Source organism: Streptomyces sp. LHD-70 (assembly GCF_031157275.1).
Classification (GTDB): domain Bacteria; phylum Actinomycetota; class Actinomycetes; order Streptomycetales; family Streptomycetaceae; genus Streptomyces.
This window is the reverse complement of the sequence record NZ_JAVIFW010000034.1, coordinates 55,277-62,872: the sequence shown is the minus strand read 5'-3', so window position 1 is coordinate 62,872 and position 7,596 is coordinate 55,277. Positions and strand designations below refer to the sequence as shown.

Annotated in this window: 8 protein-coding genes; 4 read left to right on the top strand and 4 right to left on the bottom strand. The window is 70.1% G+C overall.

Going from position 1 to position 7,596, the window contains the following annotated elements; genetic code table 11:
• Positions 1-1,342 (top strand): MFS transporter (locus RCO28_RS37245; protein WP_308945817.1); only part of this gene is annotated, 1,342 nt, incomplete at its 5' end.
• A 77-nt stretch (positions 1,343-1,419) separates the two neighbouring features.
• Here the strand turns inward: RCO28_RS37245 and RCO28_RS37240 are convergent.
• Positions 1,420-2,913, bottom strand: coding sequence for a DUF4246 domain-containing protein (locus RCO28_RS37240; protein ID WP_308945816.1), 1,494 nt, complete (start codon positions 2,911-2,913; stop codon positions 1,420-1,422).
• A gap of 139 nt (positions 2,914-3,052) precedes the next feature.
• Between RCO28_RS37240 and RCO28_RS37235 the strand changes: the two genes are divergently transcribed.
• On the top strand, positions 3,053-3,523 hold the full coding sequence (locus RCO28_RS37235) for a hypothetical protein (RefSeq protein ID WP_308945815.1): 471 nt from the start codon (positions 3,053-3,055) through the stop codon (positions 3,521-3,523).
• Between the two features lie 37 nt (positions 3,524-3,560).
• On the top strand, positions 3,561-4,226 hold the full coding sequence (locus RCO28_RS37230) for a 2'-5' RNA ligase family protein (protein WP_308945814.1): 666 nt from the start codon (positions 3,561-3,563) through the stop codon (positions 4,224-4,226).
• A 21-nt stretch (positions 4,227-4,247) separates the two neighbouring features.
• On the opposite strand, the gene RCO28_RS37225 is transcribed toward RCO28_RS37230, so the two are convergent.
• Positions 4,248-4,454: a DUF5988 family protein gene (locus RCO28_RS37225; protein ID WP_308945813.1), complete on the bottom strand. Its 207-nt coding sequence runs from the start codon at positions 4,452-4,454 to the stop codon at positions 4,248-4,250.
• 238 nt (positions 4,455-4,692) lie between these two features.
• Here RCO28_RS37225 and RCO28_RS37220 point away from each other — a divergent pair, with 238 nt between their 5' ends.
• A complete protein-coding gene (locus tag RCO28_RS37220) occupies positions 4,693-4,959 on the top strand; it encodes a hypothetical protein (RefSeq protein ID WP_308945812.1) in 267 nt (88 codons plus the stop codon).
• A 122-nt stretch (positions 4,960-5,081) separates the two neighbouring features.
• Here the strand turns inward: RCO28_RS37220 and RCO28_RS37215 are convergent, their stop codons facing one another.
• Together RCO28_RS37215 and RCO28_RS37210 are read right to left on the bottom strand one after the other, a co-directional pair.
• A complete protein-coding gene (locus tag RCO28_RS37215) occupies positions 5,082-5,732 on the bottom strand; it encodes a DUF4232 domain-containing protein (RefSeq protein WP_308945811.1) in 651 nt (216 codons plus the stop codon).
• A gap of 68 nt (positions 5,733-5,800) precedes the next feature.
• Positions 5,801-7,429, bottom strand: coding sequence for a hypothetical protein (locus RCO28_RS37210; RefSeq protein WP_308945810.1), 1,629 nt, complete (start codon positions 7,427-7,429; stop codon positions 5,801-5,803).
• Positions 7,430-7,596 lie beyond the last annotated feature (167 nt).

Here is a 7,596-nt window from a genome sequence, read left to right as displayed (position 1 = left end):
GTGCCAGATGCCCTTGAGCTGGTTGCCGTCGGTCTCCACCAGCGAGACCTGCGCCTTCTTCACCGCCGTCCCCTCCGCGCTGCCCCTCTCGCCGGAACGTCTCGCGGCCGCCCGCAAGGCGGTGATCAGCAGCTCGATCGGTGCGGCCCTCGAGTGGTTCGACATCATCGTCTACGCGTCGTTCGCGGTCGTCATCGCGAAGAACTTCTTCCCCGGCGGTGACGCGGGCCTCGGTCTCATCCTCACCTTCGCCACCTTCGCGATCTCCTACCTCGTACGACCCCTGGGCGGTCTGCTCATCGGTGGCTACGGCGACCGGTACGGCCGAAAGAAGGCCCTCACTCTGACGCTTCTGCTCATGATGGCCGGGACCGTGCTCATGGCCGCTGCCCCCACCCACCAGGCGATCGGCGCGTGGGCGGGCCTGATCATCCTGATCTCGCGGCTCGTCCAGGGCTTCTCGGCCGGTGCGGAGTTCGGTACGGCCACGACGTTTCTCATCGAGACGGCACCGCACCGCAAGGCCTACTACTCCTCCTGGCAGGTGGCCAGTCAGGGGGTGTCGATGTTCCTCGCCTCGACCTTCGGATACGTGCTGTTCACGTACCTGTCCGAGGAGGACCTGTACGCCTGGGGCTGGCGGATTCCGTTCATCGTGGGCGTTCTCGTCGGCCCCGTCGGCCTGTACATCCGGGCGCGGCTGTCCGAGACCGAGGAGTTCAGCCAGGGGCCGCGGGAGCACGCGCCGGTCCGGTCCACCCTGACGCGTCACCTCGGGCGGGTGCTCGCCGGGGCCGCGTGCGTCGGCGTCGCGACGATCTCCGTCTACCTCATCCTCTACATGCCGACCTTCGCGGTGAAGAGCCTCGGGGTGCCCGCCGACGCCGCCTACCTCGGCGGTGCCGTCGCCGGTCTCGTCACGCTCGTCGGGGTGCCGTTCGTCGGCAGGCTGGCGGACCGGGTGGGGCCGGCGCGCGTGATGACGTGGGCGGCCGCCGCCGCACTGCTGCTCGCGTGGCCGCTCTTCAGGGCGCTGACCAGCTCGCCGACGGTGCCCACACTGGTGCTCGTCATCGCGGTACTCGGCGTGATCATGGCGTTCTACTTCGCCCCGCTCCCCGCGCTGCTCACCTCCCTGTACCCGGGCGAGGTACGGACCACCGCCGTCTCGACCGCCTACAACCTCGGCGTGACCCTCCTTGGCGGCATCGCGCCGCTCGTGCTGACCTGGCTCATCGACCGCACCGGCTCCCTCGACTCGCCCAGCCTGTACTACATGGGCGTCGCCGTCGTCTCCCTCGTCGGCCTCTGGTACGTGCGGGGCCAGGACGGCGTGCGCTGACCGAAACCCGACCCGACGGCCGGTGCGGGGCCCGTGCGGATGCGCTGCACGGGCCCTCACGGCTCAGCCCTCAGGGCTCAGTGCTCGCAGAGGGAGAACTCTCGCTCGTAGAGCTGCTCGTTGTGCTCGTCGACGAAGAACTTCCGTTCATGCATGAGCTGTTCGCGGTAGGTCTTGGCCTGGTCCAGTGTCATGGTCGAGGTGTCGGACCATGGCTGCTGGGGCGGTATGTCGGAGGTCGAGACGATGTGCTTCGACGGGTCGACCAGGAAGAACGCAAGGATCTTGCGGTGTCCCGGCCGGGTGGGGTCGGCGAGGCGGAACGAGCCGACTCGGTGCTGCAGGATGTTCGGGAACGCCAGGCAGCGGCCCTCCGGCGTCGCCGCCGAACCAAGGACCTGGTTCAGCGGATCCTCGTTGTCGAGGCCGTAGACGTCACTCATGCCGGCGTCGTCGTTCTGCTCGTAGTCCGGGTCGTCGACCGCGGCCCGGAAGCTCAGCCTGCTCTCGGTGATGTTCTCGCAGTCCCAGTAGTAGAGGGCGGTCGAGACGATCCGCTCGTTCATCATGCCCTCGACATGCCAGGAGCCACCGGCGTACTCCGGTTTGTCCGGGGTGAGTTGAATGGTGGCGAGCTTCACGATGACCTGGAGGCGCCGGCCGCGCAGGTCGACCCGGGCGGCGTCGTCGGGTGCGGTGGGAGCCCTGAACTCCGGGGCGTCGGGGACAACCGGGCGGCGGTTGTCCCACCAGTCGTCCATGGCCTCCTCGTATGCGGCGTCCGCGTCCGCGTCGTCGCCCTCCGGCGGGACCGGTTCGCTGTCCTCGTACCAGGAGTACGGGTCCCCCTCGATCCGCAGGGGCCGCGGGTGGCGCAGATCGGTGAGGACGTTCTCCAGGAGCGGCAGCATGCGGCCCAGCAACTCCGGTAGTACGGAGGCGAGTTCGTGGTGAGCCACGGGGTGGACGTTGTTGACGTACGAGAGGAAGGAGACGTCGCCGTCATCCCCGGTCTCGACGTCCGTGGGCAGCCACTGGAACTTCTGGGAGAACTGGTACTTCGTCCACTCCTTCGCCGCCGGGCTCTCCCATGCCCGCTCGGGCCCGCCGCTCGCCTCGCGTACGTTGCAGAACAGCGAGGGGTGCACGAGATCCAGCACCTGGCCGTCCGATCCCGGATGCCAGTCCTGCTCCTCCTCGGGGACCTCTTCCAGAACCCGCACCGCCTCACGCAGCCGGGACCTGAGCTTGTCGTCGACCAGGACGTCCGACTGCCACACGCCGTCGACGGCGGACACCTCGATGCCCGTACGCCCGTCCCGCAGCCCGGCGTAGTGCGCGAGTTCGGCGAGCACATAGCGAATCTGCGCCTCGGTCATGCCCTGGCCGGCCGCTTCCCGCGTCCACCTGGCGACGATGGCGGATTCCTTCAACTTGTCGAACCAGTCCGGCTTCGACCGTATGTGGGCGCTGCACTGGATCATCTCCAGTTCCCGCCGGGTTCTGGGCGGCGCCAGCGGCATCGAGTGGGAAGCGGTGAAGGGGAGCGGGAACGCGGCCAGGTCAGTCAACTCTCGAAGTCCTTCCGGGAAGTCGTGGTCGCGGGAAGGCTACTTGAGGGGACTGACAACCCCCGTTCTCCGAGACGACGGTTCCTGACGCCCGTAAATCTCGCGTCGAAGAGCATGTCAGGTGAGGTAGAACGACGGCATGGACACCGCCCTTCTCGAGCAGCTGAACAAGACCGTCGACAACCTTGTCGTGCACCACGGATACACGAACTACATGCGCGACTACGAGGTCATCATCGATGTGGGGTGCGGCCCCCGACACGGCGAGGCGCCGACCTGCCTGCGGTACCTCTTCCGGTACTGCATCGAGGCCCGATGCGAGACGTTCCTGCCGGCGGAGACCTGGCGGGCCTCCCTGGACGACCGTCTCCTCGACCCCGAAACGGCCGACCCTGACCTCGGCGGTTACGTGTGGGGCGTGAAGTTTCATGAGCTGTACGGAGCGGAGCTTCGTCCCGAGTCGGAGACCACCCGCCGCTGGACAAAGAATGTCGGGATCGACTTCCACGAGGTCCACCTGGAGACCAACGCGCACGACCTGACCTTGGTCTTCTCGGACCTTCAGGTGAGTGAAGTCCCGGTCGGATACGCACCTTTCATCGTGGGCTGAGGCTCAGAGATCGTGTGGTTCGAGGGACCATGGCCGTATGGAGAAGGGCTTGAACGCCGATGGACTCGGGCCGGTCGGGGTGTGCGATGCGGCTCCGACGGCCCGTACCGCAGTCGCATGGATCCCACCGCTCGGGCTGTGGCCCGCGATTCAGGGGATCCGGCAGGAGCACGATCCGCAGATCCGCCGCTGGCCTCCGCACGTCAACGTGCTCTTCGGGTTCGTACCGGAGGCCGAGTTCGAGCAGGCGCTCCCGCTGCTCACCGCGGTGGCGGCGCGGACGCGGGTGTTCACGGCGCGGCTGTCAGGGGTACGTGTGTTCCGCCACCGGGCGTACTCGACGGTGTGGCTCGATCCTGCTGCCGCGGGGCGGGCGCCGTGGCAGGAGCTGTACGACTCGCTGGCCGGGTGTTTCCCACTGTGCCGTGGGCGGCACAGGAACTTCACCCCGCACCTGTCCCTGGGCCGGGCCCGCGACCCGCGCCCCGTCGTCGCCGAGTGCACGGCCCGGCTCGATGTCATGACGACCACGGTCGACGAGATTGTCCTGCTCGCCCGGCGGGCCGACGAACCCATGCGCCCACGGGCCACGATCGCGCTGGGAAGCGGCAAGTTGCGTCAGTACGAGGCGGCCTCGGGCGGGGTGAGCGCCGAGCAGGTCGCACGGCGGGCGCAGGCGCGGCTCGACGCCCGGCACGACTGATCGGCGCGGCAGCCGTGGCGACTACGAGGCCATCTCCGTCCGCTCCCACCACTCGTACACCGGGAGTTTGCCCTGCGGTGTATCCGCCTGGCGTCGGGTCGGCCGGAAATGCTCGTAGCCGTTACGGAACTCGATCTTCAGATCCTGACCGGAGGTCTCGACCGGGACGATCCGGTCGGGCAGGTCCTGCGGGCCGCCTTCGAGGAATGCTTTGTCTGTCTCGCTCATGACCTCACCGTTCCCGTGGGCGGGATGCGGTGTCGCGTGCCGAGCGGAAGATCAGTCGTGTGGGCCATCCCGTGCACAGCCGGAGCAAAGAGGTCTGCCCCGGCCTGCCGGGCAGGCTCGGGCCGAGCGGAATGCTCCCGAGTTCCCGGTCACGCGCCCAAGTCGTCTAGGTTGTGCCGGAGTTCGGGCGCGACGCGAAGGGGGCCATGGGGCGGTGACATCGCAGGTGGGGGCACGTGTGGCGGCGGTGGTATGCGGGGCGCTGCTGGTTGCTGTGAACGGCGTGCTGGGTTTTGTGACCTTCGCGGTCGGTCCGTGGAGGTCCGCCGAGGACGCGGAGGCGCTGGCCGTGTACCGGGACCTGGCGCTGGCCGTCCTTTTCGGGTGCGCTCTCGTTGCCGCGCTGACCTGGGTGTTCGTGAAGGCCCGGTGGTTGGGGCTGTGGTGGTACGCGCTACCGGGGCTTCTGGCCGTGCTCAGCCTGATCCGGGTGGGCATGGCGTGAGGTAGGACTGCGGCGCTTCGCCGGGGCTGTTGCGTCGCCGCCCGGGGCGAGACCTGGGGCGGGTACCGCACCGACTGCTCCGGGTGGCCGGCCTCTCGGCCGGTCACCCGCTCCGACTCCGACTACTGCTTGCCGGTGCCGACCGGGTCGACCGTGACGGGCTTGCCCGTGCCGTCGGTGACCGGGATGTCGAGGGAGACCGGCAGGGTCCTGGAGTGGGTCTCGTCGGGCGGGGTGACGACGATGCTGGTGATGTGCACGCCCGAGCCGCCGGAGTCGTTGCGCGGGACGTGCAGGGTGAAGCGGCTCTCCTCGCCGGTCTCCACGACGACGGCCGGTACGGCGAGGCCGCTGCGCTCGGCGCTGATGGTGTCGGCGTCGTCGGTCTTGAGGTCGACGCCGGGGAAGCCCTTGAACCTGCAGGTGTCTCCGGTGTTCTTGAGGATCACCATGAGGTTTCCCTCGGCCATGCCGGGTGAGGTACGGAAGTCGAGGTTCGCGGTCTTGCAGGCGCCGGTGGTGGCGGGGCCGTCGCCGCTGCCGCTGCCGTCATCCGGGTTCTGGTCAGGGGTCTGCTCCGGGTTCTCGCCGGGTGAGTTGTCGTCGGAAGCGCCGTCGTCGCCCCTGGGGTCTTCCGCGGACGAGGAGTTGGCTCGGTCGTCGGCGCCGGTGGTGCCCTGGTTCTCCTGGCAGGCGGTGAGCGTCAGGCCTGCGGCGAGGGCAAGGGCTGCCAGCGTGAGCTTCTGGGTGCGCATCGCATCTTCCTCCGTCATCGGCGGGACGTACCGGGTTCCTCCCCGCTGGGGTGCTTGGACAGACCTGCACCGTCCAGGCCGGTCGTTCAGTCCGCGCGCCGGGCGGCGCTCGGGGTTGCCGTGGGTGAGAGGTGGGCGCGGTAGTCGGGCATGTGGGGGAAGTCGGGGAGCGGGACGGTGCGCCAGTCGCGGGCGTACGCCTGGGGGTGCTGGTCGCCGGACAGGAGGAGGACGACCGGCTGGTGGCGGGCCGCGGCGGCGAGTCCTGCGGGGGTGATGCTCTTGTCGTGGCCGCCGGGTTGGCGGGAGGAGCAGCCGACGCGGAACGCGACGCGGATGGACTCCATGCCGGTGATCACGCACGGCGGGCGTACGCCCTGGGCGCGTAGTTCGGCGGCGACGCGGGCGTACCGGGTGCTGTCGGCGCGGACGCGGTCGATCACTCCGTCGAGGACCCTGTACTGGATCGCCAGGTGTCCGGCGACCGCCACGCCCAACCCGGCGAACGCCACCCGGCACCAAGGCTTTCCGGCCCGTGCGGCCGCCCGTACGACGCGGACGAGGCACTGTGCGACCGGCAGGCTGAGCAGGGCGTACGCGGGGAGCAGGAAGCGTGGTGCCGCGTAGCCGATGGTGAACCAGTACGGGAAGGCGAGGGCGAGTCCGGTCGCGGTGGCGAGGACGATCGGCGCCCGGTACTGCGTGCGGGCCGCAGCCCATACGCCGCCCGCGACGAGGAGCGGCAGGGCGATCAGCCAGAGGCCGGTGGCCGGGTGGTTCCACGCCACGTCGCAGGGGCGGCACAGGGTGCGGCCGGACAGGGCGCGCACGTGGTCGTCGAATGCGAAGTAGGCGCCGAGGTGGCCCTGGATCTCGCTGGCCCGGTCGAGGCGTGCGGTCAGGCCGCCGTACCGCACGTACGCCTCGATGATCCACTCGGCCCAGCCCGCGACGAGGCCGGTGGCGAGCGTGAGGAGCAGCAGGAGGCGGCGGCGTGCCCGCATCAGGAGGGCCGCCGCGGCGAGGGGCAGGGCCAGCCAGGCCGCGTCGACGGGGCGCAGGACTGCGGCGAACGCCACCGCGGCGGTCACGCTCAGCAGCATGCGGGCATCGGGGCGGCGGACGGCGCGCAGGAAGCAGCCGGCAGCGATCAGAGCCGCGTACGCGACCCAGAGGTTGGGCATCACCTGCGCGCCGTAGAACGCCGTGACCCAGATGCCGGCGAACAGGGCTCCGGCGACGGCGAGTACGGGGGTGGGCAGGAGCCGGCGCCACACCCAGAGGGCGAGGAAAAGGCCGAGGCCGGAGAGCAGCGCCAGGTAGACGCGCAGGGCCATGACGGACGTGGTCAGTTCGGTGACGGGTGCCACGAGGAAGGTGATGCCGCGGGCGCGCGGTGCGCTGAAGAACGCGGCCGGGGCCTGGGGGCTGACCTGGCTGACGTAGACGGTCTCGTCCCAGCCGAGGCCGGTGCCGGGTACGACGAGGACGAGCTGGAAGAGGGTGCAGGCGGCGGCGAGGCCGGCCAGCCACGGCAGTGGGCGGGCCTGGGCCGCCGCGCCGGGTGGGGCGTTGTCCGGTGCGCGTCGGTCGGGGCCGGGGTCCGGGCCGTCCGGGCCGTACGCGCCTGCGCTCGCGCGCGGTTGTTGTGGCGCGTCGTCCGGCACGCCGCCGTGGAGCGGGCTGTGCCCTGGGACCAACTCCGGTTCTTGCACGGTCCCGGCCTCCTTCGGCTCCACGGCTCGTGTCCGCGGTTTCGCGTCCGTTGACTGAACGCTGCCGCCGGTCGCCGTGGCCCACCAGGCCGGTGAGGCACCCGGGCGAGCGGCTGTTCCCGAAGGGGTGAGAGGGAGGGGCGACCACGAAGGCGCCCCTCCCCTGA

What these genes read in the sequence shown, in the direction of transcription:
- RCO28_RS37235 (WP_308945815.1), top strand. Translation starts at nt 3,053, where the DNA reads ATGGACACCGCCCTTCTCGAGCAGCTGAACAAGACCGTCGACAACCTT.
- RCO28_RS37230 (WP_308945814.1), top strand. Translation starts at nt 3,561, where the DNA reads ATGGAGAAGGGCTTGAACGCCGATGGACTCGGGCCGGTCGGGGTGTGC.
- RCO28_RS37225 (WP_308945813.1), bottom strand. Translation starts at nt 4,454, where the DNA reads ATGAGCGAGACAGACAAAGCATTCCTCGAAGGCGGCCCGCAGGACCTG.
- RCO28_RS37215 (WP_308945811.1), bottom strand. Translation starts at nt 5,732, where the DNA reads ATGACGGAGGAAGATGCGATGCGCACCCAGAAGCTCACGCTGGCAGCC.